General features: G+C 61.0%; 16 protein-coding genes. 10 read left to right on the top strand and 6 right to left on the bottom strand.

Annotated elements, in window-relative coordinates:
• Positions 1 to 238 (top strand): hypothetical protein (locus J2Z31_RS28100; protein ID WP_209606926.1); only part of this gene is annotated, 238 nt, incomplete at its 5' end.
• On the opposite strand, the gene J2Z31_RS28105 is transcribed toward J2Z31_RS28100, so the two are convergent.
• Complete coding sequence (locus J2Z31_RS28105; protein WP_209606928.1) at positions 216 to 644, bottom strand: CBS domain-containing protein; 429 nt, start codon at positions 642 to 644, stop codon at positions 216 to 218. The genes J2Z31_RS28100 and J2Z31_RS28105 overlap by 23 nt on opposite strands.
• 445 nt (positions 645 to 1,089) lie before the next feature.
• Positions 1,090 to 1,821, bottom strand: a complete 732-nt coding sequence (locus J2Z31_RS28110; RefSeq protein WP_209606931.1) for a rhomboid family intramembrane serine protease — start codon at positions 1,819 to 1,821, stop codon at positions 1,090 to 1,092.
• A gap of 475 nt (positions 1,822 to 2,296) precedes the next feature.
• On the opposite strand from J2Z31_RS28110, the gene J2Z31_RS28115 reads away from it, so the two are divergent.
• From J2Z31_RS28115 to J2Z31_RS29550, 6 genes are all read left to right on the top strand, one after another.
• On the top strand, positions 2,297 to 2,911 hold the full coding sequence (locus tag J2Z31_RS28115; RefSeq protein ID WP_209606933.1) for a PAS domain-containing protein: 615 nt from the start codon (positions 2,297 to 2,299) through the stop codon (positions 2,909 to 2,911).
• A 236-nt stretch (positions 2,912 to 3,147) separates the two neighbouring features.
• Positions 3,148 to 3,759, top strand: a complete 612-nt coding sequence (locus J2Z31_RS28120; RefSeq protein ID WP_209606935.1) for a PilZ domain-containing protein — start codon at positions 3,148 to 3,150, stop codon at positions 3,757 to 3,759.
• Between the two features lie 561 nt (positions 3,760 to 4,320).
• Positions 4,321 to 4,929, top strand: a complete 609-nt coding sequence (locus J2Z31_RS28125; protein ID WP_209606937.1) for a transglutaminase-like cysteine peptidase — start codon at positions 4,321 to 4,323, stop codon at positions 4,927 to 4,929.
• A 241-nt stretch (positions 4,930 to 5,170) separates the two neighbouring features.
• Positions 5,171 to 5,899: a hypothetical protein gene (locus J2Z31_RS28130; protein ID WP_209606939.1), complete on the top strand. Its 729-nt coding sequence runs from the start codon at positions 5,171 to 5,173 to the stop codon at positions 5,897 to 5,899.
• Positions 5,900 to 6,078: 179 nt separating this feature from the next.
• Positions 6,079 to 7,569 carry an SPOR domain-containing protein gene (locus tag J2Z31_RS28135; protein WP_209607129.1) on the top strand — a complete coding sequence of 497 codons (1,491 nt, stop codon included), beginning with the start codon at positions 6,079 to 6,081 and terminating at the stop codon, positions 7,567 to 7,569.
• A 176-nt stretch (positions 7,570 to 7,745) separates the two neighbouring features.
• Positions 7,746 to 8,036, top strand: coding sequence for a hypothetical protein (locus J2Z31_RS29550; RefSeq protein WP_234939732.1), 291 nt, complete (start codon positions 7,746 to 7,748; stop codon positions 8,034 to 8,036).
• Positions 8,037 to 8,106: 70 nt separating this feature from the next.
• On the opposite strand, the gene J2Z31_RS28140 is transcribed toward J2Z31_RS29550, so the two are convergent.
• On the bottom strand, positions 8,107 to 8,541 hold the full coding sequence (locus J2Z31_RS28140; protein WP_209607131.1) for a DUF1489 family protein: 435 nt from the start codon (positions 8,539 to 8,541) through the stop codon (positions 8,107 to 8,109).
• A gap of 151 nt (positions 8,542 to 8,692) precedes the next feature.
• Positions 8,693 to 10,093 carry an L-serine ammonia-lyase gene (locus tag J2Z31_RS28145; protein WP_209606941.1) on the bottom strand — a complete coding sequence of 467 codons (1,401 nt, stop codon included), beginning with the start codon at positions 10,091 to 10,093 and terminating at the stop codon, positions 8,693 to 8,695.
• A 646-nt stretch (positions 10,094 to 10,739) separates the two neighbouring features.
• On the opposite strand from J2Z31_RS28145, the gene J2Z31_RS28150 reads away from it, so the two are divergent.
• From J2Z31_RS28150 to J2Z31_RS28160, 3 genes are all read left to right on the top strand, one after another.
• Positions 10,740 to 11,429 (top strand): DUF599 domain-containing protein, encoded by a 690-nt coding sequence (locus J2Z31_RS28150; RefSeq protein WP_209606942.1) that lies wholly within the window; start codon positions 10,740 to 10,742, stop codon positions 11,427 to 11,429.
• A 150-nt stretch (positions 11,430 to 11,579) separates the two neighbouring features.
• On the top strand, positions 11,580 to 12,587 hold the full coding sequence (locus J2Z31_RS28155; RefSeq protein WP_209606944.1) for a heparan-alpha-glucosaminide N-acetyltransferase: 1,008 nt from the start codon (positions 11,580 to 11,582) through the stop codon (positions 12,585 to 12,587).
• Positions 12,588 to 12,590: 3 nt separating this feature from the next.
• Positions 12,591 to 13,064 (top strand): methyltransferase family protein, encoded by a 474-nt coding sequence (locus tag J2Z31_RS28160; protein ID WP_209606946.1) that lies wholly within the window; start codon positions 12,591 to 12,593, stop codon positions 13,062 to 13,064.
• Between the two features lie 80 nt (positions 13,065 to 13,144).
• Here the strand turns inward: J2Z31_RS28160 and J2Z31_RS28165 are convergent, their stop codons facing one another.
• Positions 13,145 to 13,531 (bottom strand): MerR family transcriptional regulator, encoded by a 387-nt coding sequence (locus tag J2Z31_RS28165; protein WP_209606948.1) that lies wholly within the window; start codon positions 13,529 to 13,531, stop codon positions 13,145 to 13,147.
• Between the two features lie 68 nt (positions 13,532 to 13,599).
• Complete coding sequence (gene mgtE, locus J2Z31_RS28170; protein WP_209606950.1) at positions 13,600 to 15,018, bottom strand: magnesium transporter; 1,419 nt, start codon at positions 15,016 to 15,018, stop codon at positions 13,600 to 13,602.
• Positions 15,019 to 15,077 lie beyond the last annotated feature (59 nt).

Genomic DNA, 15,077 nt, shown 5'->3' on the forward strand with positions numbered 1-15,077 from the left:
GGCCGTATGCTTTGGCTACGCCGCGCGCCAGCCGGGCAAACATTCCGCTCCGCTTGAGCCAACAGAATTGTTTCCATTTAACCCGGAAAGGCTCTGGAGCGGTGCCGGCGCCGCGTCCAATCAGACGCGCGAAGACTACTGGAGCATTCCGAACTGCTGTGGTCGGTTCGAGGATGTGCAGCAGGGCGGCGCAGCACACCGCCGCCCTTCGTCGCTTACCCGGCGATGTAAGCCTTGATCTCTTCGGTTTCCCGCTCCATGGCGCGAATGTGATACTTCACCACGTCGCCGATCGAAATGATGCCGGCAAGTCGTCCGTCCCTCTCCACCGGCAGATGGCGCGCGCGCAATTTGCTCATCATTTCCATCAGCGTCTGGGCGGTCATCTCCTCGCTGCAGCAATAGACGTTCTGCCACATCACGGTCGAGACCGGCTTTTCGAGACACGAGGCGCCATGTTTCGCAATCGAGGCGACAATGTCGCGTTCCGTCAGAATGCCGATAATACGGTCGTCCGGATCAACGACGACGACGGCACCGATATGATTGTCATGCAGAAACGCCGCCACTTGCTGTACCGTAACCTGCGGCGTCACGGTTACGACGTTGTGGCCCTTTTCGTTGAGTATCGCTCTTACTGACATGCACACATCTCCCGTTGCGATAATACCGGGCCGAATGGGGAAAAGTTCCGGCCTGCCCACCCGAGCGTCCCAAGGTCGCAATGGTGCGCGCAGTCGGCCGCAGGAACCTCTACCCATGCCGGCACCAAACCGGCTTTCCGCCCTTCCTCCTTCGGGCGAAGCCGCACCGACACTCGGCCCTTCAGCGGGCGCCGCACATGAGGGTGGCCGGCGACCATGGCGGATGGTGCCCTTACGACCGGGGGAAATCAAGCATTGTCACGACGCTGTCCCGGCTCGACGTCAGAATCCGCCATCACGAAAATTCCGATGTTGAAATAAACCATTTTGCAGGGCCTGATTTCGCATTCGCGGTACAGCCGCCCATCTCATCAGACTCGAAGGTTGCGGGCGCAGCGCACTCGTCGCAAGCATTCCGGGTTCGATCCTTTGCACGTCAAACCCCTCACCGGCGCGGGTCGAACCATCCGAACAGCAGGAAGCCGAACAGGAAGCCGCCGATATGCGCTTCCCAGGCAACGCTTTCCGCGCCGCCTATCGACAATAGTCCGAACGCCACGAGAAAGTTGGTGAGGAACCATACGCCCGTAAAGATCAGCGCCGAGCGATTGGCGAGCGTCTCGGTCAGGGACAGGCGCCGATTGAGATGTGCGAACTGGCGGCTGATGCGACCGCTCGGTGAGAAGACGAAGCGCACCGCGGCGCCCATGAGAGCTGATACGACTCCGGAAGCGCCGACCACAACCGCCATTTCTGCCCAATGGAAAACGAGGTGCAGGGCGACGGATGCTGCCGCCGAGAGACACCAGAAGACGGCGAGGCGTGCCGGTCCGATACGCCGCACGACCGGCGCCCCGAACGCAACCATCCAGAAGATATTGAATATCAGATGCTCCCAGCTGCCGTGCAGAAGGGAATAAGTCACCGGCGTCCATAGCCAGGCGAGTCCCTGCTCGGCGAGCGGGATCGCGTAGCGCGCCGGAATGAAGGCGAAGTTGAGGATAACTTCCTGATCGGCCGCAACGGACAGCACGTAGCTTCGCAGTACATGGACGGCGATGAGGAACAGGAGGACCGCGGTCAGCCCCGGGGGGAGATTGAAAGCGGGCTCACGACCGTGCCGAGCGGCAGCCTCGGCATTCGCTTCCGCCGGCGCTGCCGACTGATCCTGCTCCATCGTTCGAATCCTATCGATATGCCGGCTGGACCAAGATCCAGCCGCTTCGGCGACGTTCGCGCGCCGGAGGCAAGGCATAAGCAAAGGAAAAATGGCCGTCCAGCAAAAACTGAACGGCCATGAGCGCAATGTTCGGCGCTCCAGTCGATGTGCCGAAGACAAGCTTCGTGAAGTGATGGGAGAGCAATGCCAGCACCGCGCGTCAGGCGCAATTGGAACCAAGCGTTAACCTTAATACCGACGGCAGCAGATTCTGACCGATCTGACCGGAGCGCTGGTGTGTCATGGCAAGGCGCGTCCCGCGCCGTGATGCCGGAGCATGAGAAGTGCGGCGCAACGCAAGTCAGAATCTACTGCCTTTGGCAATTATTCCATCTGGCACGAATCTCGCTCGGCTCATTGCAGGGTCGAATCCCGCGGCGGCAACTGTACCGATCCGGAACAGCCTGCCTCCCCACGGCATGAGGACAAGCATATGCGTAGCAAAACGGCCAACGAACTGTTCCAGTACTGGAATACGGTTCGCGGTGACCGCCCCCTTCCCCGACGCGACGAAATCGCGCCAGCGGAAATCCGCTCGCTGCTACCTGATCTCTTCATGCTCCAACGACAGGCGGACGGAACCAGCCGCTTCCGTCTTGCCGGCACCGGCGTTTGTGCGTTGTTCGGGAGCGAGCTGCGCGACCGGCAATTTTCGCTGCTGTGGCAGGAATCGGAGAAGGCGGAACTCGCTTGCGTTCCCGATCAGGTGATGACGCGCTGCGCGCCGATCCTCGTTTCCGCCGTCGGCCATTCGGCAGCCGGAGAGGTGCTCGACGTGGAACTGCTGCTTACTCCCCTTGCCTCCGCCGACGGAAGCAACGACCGCGTGCTCGGAACGCTTTCGCCACTCTCCCGTCCGCTCTGGCTGCACATGGCTCCAGTCACGAGGCTCACCGCGAGCAGCCTCAGCATTCTCGGTCCCACCAGGAACGTTTCGCTGGACGACCGACATATGCCTCCCCGGACGACGGCGGTCGGCGCCATGAACGAATGTGCGACCCGGCGAACGCTGCACCTTCGCGTCCTCGACGGCGGACGCCGGGATTGAGACCTTTAAAGCGGCACGGGAACCACTCAGCAGGGTGCATTGCAGCGCGCGCGTCCATCAGACGCTCGTGTCGTGTGGGGGCGCCGCTGCAACTCTTTGAATTTGCGCATGGAGCTTTCAAAAAAACGGCTCGGATTTTCAGCCTGTGCGCTGGAACTGATTTCAACAGCCAACCTTCTATTAACCGCCCCGACCTATACTGACGCGTGCAAGCCTATGTCGATTGCAGAGCAACAATGTTCTCGTTTCAGCACACTCAAAGCACCCACGCGAAGACACAGCAGGAAAGCGCATTTCAGCGGGTTTCGGTCAACCTTGCCGGACGGCTGATGCTTGCCAACCGCGACGAATACGAGTGCACAGCAGTTGACATGTCGCCCGGCGATGTTCTCTTTGCCACCGTAGCGAGGCCGCGCGCTGGTGAGCGCATAATCGCCTATATCGATCACGTCGGGCGGATCGAGGGCACCGTCTCCCGGCTTGCCGAAGATGCGTTCGTTATCCAGATCAACGCGACGGAACGCAAGCGCGAGAAGCTCGCGGCGCAGCTTACCTGGATCGCGAACAAACACGAACTCGGCCTGCCCGAGGACCGGCGCCACGACCGGCTCGCTCCACGCAAGACCTTGACGGAACTGGCCGTCGAAGGCGGCGAGAAATACCGTTGCCGGATCATCGACCTTTCATTGTCCGGCGCAGCGATCGATATTGAGGTTCGACCTGCGATCGGCACGCCCGTCACGCTCGGCAACAGCATGCGTGGCCGGATCGTCCGCCACTTCCAGGAAGGCGTCGCCATGGAGTTCTCCGGCATTCAGTCGCGTGAGGCTCTTACCGAGTTCCTCTGAGCAATCGCTGGCGGGCCGCCGCAAAGCTGCCGCCGCGTAATTCGCTTGGACCGCTGGTCGCCTTGCTCCGCCTGCCCCCCGCGCCATGCCGACTTTTGCAAGGGCAAGCACGCCACTCGACCGGAGCCGCTTCAAGGCCCCATGCAGTACTACGGCGTTCTCATCCTGGTGAGATGGTCGTTCGGCAAGTAAAACCAATCTTCTGATAAAGAAATATCTTCTGGTAAATCATCCGTTGCTGCAACTTTGCCCGACCGCGGCAAGAGGCGCCCGCCCTTGACTAACTCCCCGCCGCCATCGCCATCCGCCGTGAGCCAAAGCAGCAAAAAGCGCGCTCGAAATCTCTCCAATTTTTCATTAGCTTAGATGTTGTCCGCCTTACCCGGCAGGCGCCACAGCGGTGACTTCGCTCAACTTTTAGCTAAATTTTCCGAAAATACAAATCGAGATTTATTCTTATTTCTCTAGAACACCGCTCGAATTTGTACTTGTTTTTACCTCCCATCTTCGCCGCCGATAAAAAACTCTGTGCCAATGTCGAACCAGAACGGGGAGACAAAAATGCACAAGTTCATCACCAGCACGCTTGCGGGCGCAGTCATGGCAGTCGGCCTTCTCGCCGGTTCGGCGTACGCCCTCCCGACAAATATGGTCGCGAGCGGCGCGACCAATCCGCCAGTCGGCCACTATGAGTTCTGCAAGAGCCATGCGCCCGAGTGCAGCCCGGTCGGCTCCGATCAAGGGCCAACCGTGCTCTCGCGCGCGGGATGGCAGACCATTCTCGCGGTGAATTATGAGGTCAACCACGCCATCATGCCGATGACGGACATGGAGATCTATGGCGTCGAAGAAAAATGGACCTATCCAGACAGTATTGGTGATTGCGAAGACTACGTGCTTCTGAAGCGCCGCAAACTGATCGATGCCGGCTTCTCGCCCGCCGATCTGCTGATCACAGTCGTCCTGCAGCCGAATGGCGACGGACACGCGGTCCTTACAGTCCGCACCGACCGCGGCGACTTCATCCTCGACAACATGCGCAACAAGGTCCTGCTTTGGTCGGAGACGGAATACACGTTCCTCAAGCGGCAATCTTCGGAAAACGCCGGACGGTGGGTGAAACTCCAGGACGGCCGTGCGGTTGCGGTGGGCACTGTGCGAACGGAATAAGATGCCAACGCCGGTTCGCCGCATAGCGGCGAACGGCTCTCCCATCGGGCTTCGGTCAGTCCCTTGTGTCCCCGTCCAGACCAAGCCCCTCCGGCCGGCTTCGATTGTCCCCGAAGCCGGCCGTTTCTTTGTCCATGAACCATCCACGACTTCGCCATCGGCCGCGGAAGCGCACATGCTTCAGTGAAAATTAACCATATTCGACGACTGTCGGGCAGCACACACATCGACGGCGTCTCTCATGAACTCACCTGACGTCCCCGATCCGAACTTTCTTCCGCTCCTGTCGTCGCGTTTCGCATACAGAATAACGACAATCGTCGGATTGCTGGCAGCCTTGGCTGTCGCCATTTCCTTCACGGGGCGATGGTTCGGCGAGAATCTCGCGCTCGCCGGACACACATCCAGCCTCGAAACCTACGACATCTTCATCGGGCAGGATCACTTGCGCCTACCCGCCAATGTCATCCGCTTCGAAAGCCAGCGCATGACACGCGTTGCCGAGCGCGTGGACCTCTATCTGACATGGCCGACCCTCGCCGGATACAGCGACGAGACGCGGCACCTCTTCAACGATTTTGACCATCCGGAGAAGCTGATCTTTCTTCAGATCGCGCAAAGCACCATGTCGCGCGACATGTCGGGACGGCTGGAGCCGATTTATCGACACCTCTTCGAAGGCGCGCCCCGCTCCGGCCCGGCGGGGCTCGCGAGATATGACGCCAAGGCGAGTTCCAGCTATGCGGGCGAGGTTTTCTTTACTGGCCCCCGTCTCGCACGTAGTCCCTATGTCGTGCGCTGCCTCCTGCCTGAAGACCTGGCCGCCTCCTCCAGCGCCGACTGTCAGCGAGACATTCATGCGGGCAAGGATCTTATCGTTCTTTACCGCTTCTCCAGCAAGTTGCTGCCCGAATGGCAGGCGATCGACGAATCCATCGAATCTTTCGTGCGCGGCCGGCTGGTGCCGTGAATTTGTCCAAGTGTCGTGGTGGAGGGCAGCGTGCGTGGCCGATGCGGCACGTAACGCTCCCGAACAAATCGCCCAGCCAGGGAAACCAATCATTCATCATAAACCGATTGGTAACGCTATCCGGCTACAGTCCTGGGAACGATCGTTTCCGGAAACGACGTCCGGACGGCACCCCCGAAATAAGAATGAAGAGCAGCGCAGTGTCTCGATCCGTTTTTTCTGATCTCGCGAAACGTCCACTTGGTGTCTTTGCACATGTTGTGGGACGATTTTTCCTTGCAGCCGTCATCGCCGTTTTGGCCCTTTCGGCGCCGGCCTTCGCCAACTCGAAGTATGCCGGCATCGTCGTCGATGCAAAGACCGGCAAGGTGCTTTACGGCGAGTCTGCAGACGAGCTGCGCTATCCGGCGTCCTTGACCAAGATGATGACATTGTACCTGGCTTTCGAGGCGCTCGAAGCCGGAAGGGTCAGCAAGTCCACGCCGGTGCCCTTTTCCAAGAATGCGGCGGCCGAGCCGCCATCGAAACTGGGGGTCCGCGCGGGCCGGTCGATTACGGTGGAGCAGGCGATCCTCTCACTCGTCACGCGTTCTGCCAATGACGCCGCCACGGCATTGGGCGAGCTCCTGGGCGGCTCCGAACAGCGCTTCGCGCGGATGATGACGAACAAGGCTCGCGCACTTGGTATGACCCGCACGACCTATCGCAACGCCCACGGTCTGCCGAACTCGGAGCAGCGGACGACGGCGCGCGACCAGGCGCGGCTCGGCCTCGCCCTGAGGCAGCACTTCCCCCAATATTACGACTATTTCTCCACGCGCAGCTTCCGCTTCGGCAAGCAGACGATCGGCAATCACAACCGGCTGCTAGGCAATGTGCGCGGCGTGGACGGTATCAAGACCGGCTATACCCGCGCATCCGGCTACAACCTGGTAACCTCGGCGCAGCTCGAAGGTCGCAGCATCGTCGCGGTGGTGATGGGCGGAACGTCCGGCGGTGCCCGCGACGCCCAGATGCGCAAGCTCGTCGCCAAATACATGCCGGCGGCCTCACGCCGCGGCAGCGGCAACCTCATTGCGCAAGCACCGGCAACTCCGGTTGCTGTCGCCGAAGCCGAGAGCCAACCGAGTGAACCCGCAGCCATGGCCGCGGCGGCCTTGCCGCACACGGGGCCGGTCCCGGACTTCCGTTATGGTGGCGAAGAAGCCGCGGGAAGCGTCGAGATGGCCTATGCGGAAGCAGAGCCCGCCTCCGACAACCCGGTCCTATCCGGCAAGATCGCGCCGAACACGCTCGAGGCCCAGAGTGTCAAGCTCGCGCAGCATCCGACGCCGTCGTCCGACGTCGATGCCCAGATCACAAATTCTGTGGCCAAGGCCGAGGTCGCCGCGGCTAAGGCCGAAGCGCAGACGGAAACGGTGCCTGAGGGCTGGGTCATCCAGATCGGGGCGACAGCCGACAAGGCGCAAGCGATGACGCTCCTCGGCAATGCCCAGGAAAAGGGCGGCAAGGTGCTGCGCCATGCGACGCCATTTACCGTCGCCTTCGGCAGCGGTGCAGCGCAGGTCTACCGCGCTCGCTTCGGCGGCTTCGATGACCAAAACAAGGCCGTCAACGCATGCAAGGTGTTGAAGAAAAAGGGATTTGCATGCTGGGCGAGCCAGCAGTGACCTGGCGCATCGTGCCGAGAATCGGAATCGCTTGTCGGAAAGCGTGATGCGCAGTTTCAAAGACCTACAGCGTCCTTTGTGCGTCCTGAAGGACGGACGGCGTTGTAGGACACATGACGGCCGGACGCGTTCCCTCCGGCCGCCCCTCGGATTTGTACAGCGTAACGAGGTCAGTCATGGCAATGAACGAGAATGTTCCCGGCATGAACATCGCGGCCGGGAAGAAACCTAAGCCCTCGCGTCTTCGGTTGCATCCACTCCATGAGGCAGCCATGCGCATCGCCGATCTCGGGCTCAACCGCTCAAAGGCGAGGACTCGGGATCTGGTGAGCATGCTTCTCACCCATGGGGCGCGAGCATGGCGCTCGACCCAACCGCGCGCGGTGATCCACCTGCACGTGACCGCTCCCGGTCGCGGCCGACCTCTCAGACTGCACATGGATAGTTGTTTGCCTGAGCGTATGTGAGCGCATACGGGGCCAGCTTGTCAGATTGACCAGGTTTAGGATTAGGGTCGATCCGACCTGAAATCGCGATCTAGAGAAGACCGAGTTCCGCAAGCTCGCGCCGCAGTTCTAGGGGCATATCGGCAGAACCTGAAAGCGAGGCGAGGTCGCGCGGCGCTTCTTTGGCCTCGAGATAACGCCAACCTTGGAAGGCGCGTCGCGGCTGGAGTTCCGTCTCGACGACCTCAGGGCCGAGAATGAGGTTGCAGCGGCCGATCGCCTCGCCGTCCGTAAAGGGTTCGACCCCGATCAGCGGCTGTCTCGCCTGCACATACCCCTTGATTACCCAATAAAGCGAGCCGCCGGAGAGAAGCTCCTCCGTGCGCTTCGGCACCATGCGGGTCGTATGGAACGAGTGCGGCTCCTGTCCGGCCGCGATCGCGGCGAGCGACCGGCGCGAGACCCACTCGCGAAGGTCTTCAATGGATTCGGCACCGACGCAGAGCTTTATGATATGCAGAGCCATGGAATGCTTGAACACCCGTCGGGCGGCGCGGTCAACCTTGGTGAGGAGCCCCATCCACAGGGGCACCTTTTCGACCCGCCTCTCCTGAGCCCGCTGCAAGTCAAAGTGCTGCAGCGAGCTTTGCGCGTCTGATAACACGCCGACGCTGTCGTCAGCACTCGACCATGTTGACCGCAAGCCCGCCGGTGGATGTCTCCTTGTACTTCTCGTTCATGTCGACGCCTGTCTGCCTCATCGTTTCGATGCAGGCGTCGAGCGGTACGAAATGCTTGCCGTCGCCCTTGAGGGCAAGCGAGGCGGCAGTGACCGCCTTGACTGCCCCGAGGGCGTTACGCTCTATACAGGGGACCTGCACAAGGCCGGCCACCGGATCGCAAGTCATACCGAGATGATGTTCGAGCGCGATCTCCGCCGCATTCTCGATCTGTTCGGGGGTGCCGCCCATCACCGCCGCCAGTCCAGCCGCCGCCATCGCGGAGGCCGAGCCGACTTCGCCTTGACAGCCGACCTCCGCACCGGAGATCGAAGCATTATGCTTGATGATGCCACCGATTGCCGCTGCTGTCAGCAGATAGTCGCGAATGCCTTCCTGGTCGGCATCGTCATGGAATTGCAAATAATAGCGGATCGTCGCCGGAACGACGCCGGCCGCTCCGTTCGTCGGCGAGGTCACCACGCGGCCGCCAGCGGCATTCTCCTCATTGACCGCCATTGCATAGACGCTCAACCAGTCGTTGGCGAGCAGGGGATTGGTTTTGTTGGAGCGCCATTCATCCTGCAGCTTGTCGTGGATCGCCCGGGCGCGGCGGCGTACCTTCAGGCCACCCGGCATGATGCCGTCCTGGCTGAGACCGCGATCGATGCAGGCGTTCATCGCCGCCCAGATGCGGTCGAGCCCGGCATCGAGCTCTTCCCTCGATATTGAGCACTCCTCATTCGCCCTTTTCATCTGCGCGATCGTCAGCCCGGAACGCGCGGCCATGTCGAGCATCTGCTCAGCCGTCGCGAAGGGATAGGAGACCTTGATGCCGGCGGGCTTGTTCTTCGCCGCCCGCATGGCCTCGAGCTCGGTATCGGTGACCACGAAGCCGCCGCCGATCGAATAATAGATGCGCTTCAGCAGCAGCCGCCCGTCTCGGTCGAAGGCGGAGAAGGACATGCCGTTGGCATGGCCCGGCAGCGGCACCTTCTTATCGAAGACGAGATCGGGCTTCGGCTGGAACAGATACCCCGGGTGCCCGGGCGGCGAGATGCGGCCGGTCCGCTCCACCTCCTCGATGATCGCGTCCATACGGTCGGGGTCGACCACGTCCGGACGCTCTCCCATCAGCCCGAGAATGACCGCCCTGCCCGTTCCGTGGCCGATCCCCGTATGCGCCAGCGAGCCGTGAAGGCTAACCTTTATGGCGGCGACGGCCGCATGCGACGGCCGCGGCCACTCGTCGGACAGGATGAGGTCGAGAAACCTATTGGCGGCCGACATCGGCCCCATCGTATGGGAGCTCGAGGGACCGATACCGATCTTGAACACGTCGAAGACGGAAAGAAACATAAACTGCCTGCCCAGACCCGGCCACGCGCCAAGCGCCACGCCGACAATAAGATCGGAACTGCGCCGGTTTCTAGGAGGTGGCGTCCGATCCCTTCTCTTATATAGGAAGAAACCTATGCGATCCTATGCCGGTCCATCAGGCAGCCGACCGACATCGAATTTGGTCCGTGCGACATCGTCTCCGAAGGAAGTCCGTCAACGTGCCAAGCGAGAGGTAAAAAAGCGATGCCGTCGGCGGACACGCATCGCTTCGATCCTTCATCTTAGAAGCCACCAAAGAGATAGGCAAGAACGAGAACGCCAGCGAAACCTGCCACGGCGCGCACGGTTACGCCCCAGCATGACTTCTGTATTGTGCTGTCCATGATTTCTCCGATAGCCAAGTGTCGACAAGCGGCGAAGGGCTCGCTTGTGGCGGCATCCATACTGAAGAAAGTGTAAACGCGCAATGCTGAAATGTGGCAAAACGATGTCACAGTTCTCCGACCTTCGTGGCGCGGAGTGGTAGAGCCCCAGAAATGCCCGGAAGCCCGGTGCGTCAGGGAACAAGAATGGCCGCGGTTTTGCCGCATTGTTTGCGCGTGAAGGGCTATCTTGCGCGGCACACCGATGTTGCATTTTCAAAGGAGCGTGCGAAAAGACGCGCATGACAACGGAAGATTACATAGCCTTCTCGATCTTCTTGCTGCTATGGGGCGGCTTCAGCTGGGCCAGCGATGGCCGCCGGAACTTCAAGCGCATCAGCCTGACGCGGTTGATGAACGAGCACAGGGCACGCTGGATCCGCAACTCGCTCAGTCGCGACCTGAAGATGATCGACACGCAGATCATGGCGGGTCTGCAGGCGGGTACTGCTTTCTTCGCCTCGACGACGATCTTCGCTCTGGGCGGCTGCTTTGCCCTGCTTGGCGCGACCGAGCAGGTGCAGATGATCTTCAATGACCTGCCGCAGATTTTTCGCGGCGGGCGGGCCGGTTTCGAACTGAAGGTCGGCGGGCTTACCTGTCTTTTTGGCTATTCCTTCTTCAAGTTCGGCTGGTCCTATCGGCTCTTCAACTATTGCTCCATACTTTTGGGCGGCATTCCGATGACGGCCGATATGTCACGCGATCGCCCTGCGGCCGAACAGGCTGCGGAGCGCGCGATCCGCATGAACATCATGGCAGCGAAACACTTCAATGCCGGCCTCAGGGCGATCTTCCTGTCGATCGGTTATCTCGGCTGGTTCATCAGCCCCTATGTCTTCATCCTGCTTACCGGCTTCGTGATTTTCGTGCTGACGCGGCGGCAGTACTTTTCCGAAGCGCGGGCAGCCCTGCTGGCAGACGGGCAGTAGTCAACGGTAGCCGGAGATATATGGACCGTCCCCGCTGGGTGACCGAGACCGTCAAGCATCGCGCGTTCTCCCCCGCAATCCCGTTTCACTTTCGAGAGAACATTGCAATAGTCAGGGCGAACACCGCTACATGAACAGGATGGCATCAGAATGGGCGACAGCCGCACGACAACGGTCGACCAGACGAAGGCTTCGCGTCCCATCACCAAGCGGATCGCGCTCCTGGATGCGTTGCGCGGTGTGGCGCTCGTCGCAATGGCGATTTACCACTTCGTCTGGGATCTCGAGTTCTTCGGCTACGTGACCGCCGGCACCGCTGGAACGGGCGGCTGGCGGCTCTTTGCGCGCCTGATCGCCAGCAGCTTCATCTTCCTCGCCGGCTATAGCCTCGTCCTCGGTCACGGGGCCGGGTTCCGTCCCCGAGCCTTCATGCGCCGTTTCGTCCGGATTGCCGGTGCGGCCGCACTCATCAGCTTCGCCACGTGGTTCGCCTTCCCCGCCTCCTTCATATTCTTCGGCATTCTCCATGCGATAGCCGCGGCAAGCCTCATCGGCCTCTTGTTCCTCCGGCTTCCCGCACCCGCCTCCTTCCTCGCCGCAGGCGCCGCCCTCGTCGCACCGCTTTATCTGCGTTCGCCGCTCTTCGACGCGCCTCTGCTCTGGTGGGTGGGCCTCTCCGAAACTATCCCAAGGTCGAACGACTATGTGCCACTGCTCCCGTGGCTCGGGCCGTTCCTGGCTGGCCTCGGAACGGCAAAGCTGCTGCAGCCGCTGCTCAGGCCGCGACAACAATCCCTCGCGAACAGCGAGAGCGGGCGCAAATTGTGGATAAGGCCCCTTGCCTTCGGCGGGCGTCACAGTCTGGCCATCTATCTTATCCACCAACCGGTGCTTATCGGACTAGTTTATGCCTTCTCTCTCGCCTTCCCTGCTCCCGCTCCGGATGCGAGCTGGGCCTACCGGCGGAACTGTGAACGGGCCTGCAGCCTCAACAATCCCGCAATCGACTGCGGCGCATTTTGCGGCTGCACGCTTACCCGGCTCCAGGAACAGAACCTGTTCGAGGACTTAAACCTAGGTAAGATCGACGTGAATTCGGATGAACGCATTGCGCGAATCGCCGGTCAGTGCACAATGGATGCTCGTTCAGGGGACTAGGACATGAATGCCTATCGTGCCAAGCCGCTGAGTTTCCCGTGGCCGCCGCTCGTGTACGGCGCGGCAGTGCTGATGGCGCTGGTCCTCGCCCGCCTCTACCCAATTCCGGTTGCACATGGAGATGGCTGGACTCCCTGGCTCGTGGGCGGCGCTATGATCCTTGCAGCCATTTCCCTTGATCTTTGGGCCGTCAAGACGCTGCTCGAGCGGCACACGGCGGTCCTGCCGCATCGTTGCGCCACTTGCCTCGTCACTTGCGGACCCTTTCGCTTCACCCGCAATCCGATCTATCTCGGCTATACGCTCGCAATGATCGGCCTCGGGCTGATGACTCTGAACCCCTGGTTCTTCATCATGGCGATCGGCGCCGTCGTCGTCATGACGCTCTTTGCGATCCGGAACGAAGAGCGGCACCTGCTTTCCCGCTTCGGCTTCGAATTCGAGCGTTATTGCCGCCACACCACGCGATGGTTGTGAGTGCCACCTAAAGCGCCGCGCGTCTTATCAGACGCGCAAGATCGCTGTAGCACCTTGAATTGCTCTATTGCCTTGGGAGGTCAGGTCCCGACGCCGATCTCGGCCAGGCGTGTAAGGCAGGCTTCCTCGACATTGTCGAGTTCGGCAAGCGTATCTTCGATATCCTTACGCTTCTGCCGCAGATCCTCGCGCTTTTCCTCGACGCGCTTCATCAGGAGCTGCAATTGGCCGATCTCGCCCGGCGGGTCCTTGTAGACCTGAATGATTTCGCGGATTTCGGCGATGGTGAAGCCGATCCGCCGACCGCGAAGGATTTCCTTGATGAGACGCCGGTCCGCCGGCCGAAACAGACGCGTACGACCTCGGCGCTCCGGATGGATCAGCCCCTCATCCTCATAGAAGCGCAGCGTCCGGGTCGAGATGCCGAATTCCCGCGTCAGCTCGGTGATGCTATAGTATTTGTCCACGCCGCCATTCCATCAATTCATGCGCATACACTATTGTTGACTTTGACGTAAAAGTCAAACAAGCGCCCTCATGTGACGTGGAACCACCATGTCGCCAGACCCAGGAAGCTGAAGAAGCCGATTATGTCGGTGACGGCTGTGACGAATACGGCGGAGGAGACGGCCGGGTCGGCGCCGGACCTTTCCAGCAAAAGCGGGATCAGGATGCCGGCGAGCGCCGCAGCCATCATGTTGATCAGCATTGCCGCGGCGATGATGCCGCCGATATGAACGTCCTGAAACCAGAGCCCGGCCACGACGCCGATGAACGTGCCGAAGATCAGGCCGTTCAAGAGACCGACGCCCGCTTCGCGGCGGATGATCCTGGGCGCATTGTGTATATCGAGGCCACGGGTCGCTAGCGCCCGCACCGTGACCGTCATCGTTTGCGAGCCGGCATTGCCGCCCATGCCGGCCACAATCGGCATCAGGATCGCCAGTGCCACGATTTGCTGAATCGTGGCGTCGAACAGGCCGATCACCGATGCGGAGACGCAGGCTGTCATCGAATTGACGAACAGCCACGGCACTCGTGAACGAGACGCCCCGGTGATGGTATCCGAAAGCTCCTCGTCGCCGACACCGCTCATGCGCAGGAAGTCCTCTTCGGCCTCTTCCTGGATCACGTCCACCACGTCGTCGATCGTCAGCACGCCGACCAACCTACCGTTGTCGTCCACCACCGCCGCGGACAGGAGGTCGTATTGCTCAAAGAGTTGCGCGGCCTCCTCCTGATCCATCTCCGCCGGGATGGCATGACTCGTATCGCGCATGATCGCGTCGATCTTCACCGAGCGCTTGGTGCGCAGCACCCTGTCGAGATCGACGGCGCCGAGCAGCTTGAAAGTCGGGTCGATGACGAAGATCTGCGTGAAGCTGTCGGGCAGATCCTCGTCCTCGCGCATGTAATCGATCGTCTGCCCCACGGTCCAGAAAGGCGGGACGGCGACGAACTCGGTCTGCATGCGCCGGCCGGCGGTGCTTTCCGGATAGTCCAGCGACCGGCGCAGGCGAACACGTTCGGTGAATGGGAGCTTGGCGAGGATCTCTTCCTGATCCTCCTCGTCGAGGTCCTCGAGAATATAGACCGCGTCGTCGGAATCCATCTCGCCGAGCGCCTCCGCGATCTGCTCGTTCGGCAGGTGCTCGACGATGTCGAGACGGATCGCCTCATCGACCTCGGTCAGTGCCGCCAGGTCGAACTCCTTGCCGAGCAACGAAACCAGAGCCAGCCGCTGCTCCGGTTGGATCGCCTCGAGAAGGTCGCCCAGTTCCGACGCATGCAGACCAGCGACGTGCTGGCGCAGGTAGATCGTGTCACGATCGGCGATCGCTGCGCCGACATGCATCAGGAAGTCTGAACGTACCGAGCCGTCCTCGGCATAGATGTCCGAATGTTCAAAGGCGGCGATTTCATCGGAACCGCGGTCGTCGCCAATATCGCTCATGGACCCGCCCTCGAAAAGAATGCCGCCGTCGGGATCCGCTGCCAGCCCCGAAAACGGTG

The sequence above is a fragment of the Sinorhizobium kostiense genome (assembly GCF_017874595.1).
Taxonomy (GTDB): domain Bacteria; phylum Pseudomonadota; class Alphaproteobacteria; order Rhizobiales; family Rhizobiaceae; genus Sinorhizobium; species Sinorhizobium kostiense.

Coding starts and splice junctions, on each gene's coding strand:
- J2Z31_RS28105 (WP_209606928.1), bottom strand. CDS start 644: ATGTCAGTAAGAGCGATACTCAACGAAAAGGGCCACAACGTCGTAACC.
- J2Z31_RS28110 (WP_209606931.1), bottom strand. CDS start 1,821: ATGGAGCAGGATCAGTCGGCAGCGCCGGCGGAAGCGAATGCCGAGGCT.
- J2Z31_RS28115 (WP_209606933.1), top strand. CDS start 2,297: ATGCGTAGCAAAACGGCCAACGAACTGTTCCAGTACTGGAATACGGTT.
- J2Z31_RS28120 (WP_209606935.1), top strand. CDS start 3,148: ATGTTCTCGTTTCAGCACACTCAAAGCACCCACGCGAAGACACAGCAG.
- J2Z31_RS28125 (WP_209606937.1), top strand. CDS start 4,321: ATGCACAAGTTCATCACCAGCACGCTTGCGGGCGCAGTCATGGCAGTC.
- J2Z31_RS28130 (WP_209606939.1), top strand. CDS start 5,171: ATGAACTCACCTGACGTCCCCGATCCGAACTTTCTTCCGCTCCTGTCG.
- J2Z31_RS29550 (WP_234939732.1), top strand. CDS start 7,746: ATGGCAATGAACGAGAATGTTCCCGGCATGAACATCGCGGCCGGGAAG.
- J2Z31_RS28140 (WP_209607131.1), bottom strand. CDS start 8,541: ATGGCTCTGCATATCATAAAGCTCTGCGTCGGTGCCGAATCCATTGAA.
- J2Z31_RS28145 (WP_209606941.1), bottom strand. CDS start 10,093: ATGTTTCTTTCCGTCTTCGACGTGTTCAAGATCGGTATCGGTCCCTCG.
- J2Z31_RS28150 (WP_209606942.1), top strand. CDS start 10,740: ATGACAACGGAAGATTACATAGCCTTCTCGATCTTCTTGCTGCTATGG.
- J2Z31_RS28155 (WP_209606944.1), top strand. CDS start 11,580: ATGGGCGACAGCCGCACGACAACGGTCGACCAGACGAAGGCTTCGCGT.
- J2Z31_RS28160 (WP_209606946.1), top strand. CDS start 12,591: ATGAATGCCTATCGTGCCAAGCCGCTGAGTTTCCCGTGGCCGCCGCTC.
- mgtE (WP_209606950.1), bottom strand. CDS start 15,018: ATGAGCGATATTGGCGACGACCGCGGTTCCGATGAAATCGCCGCCTTT.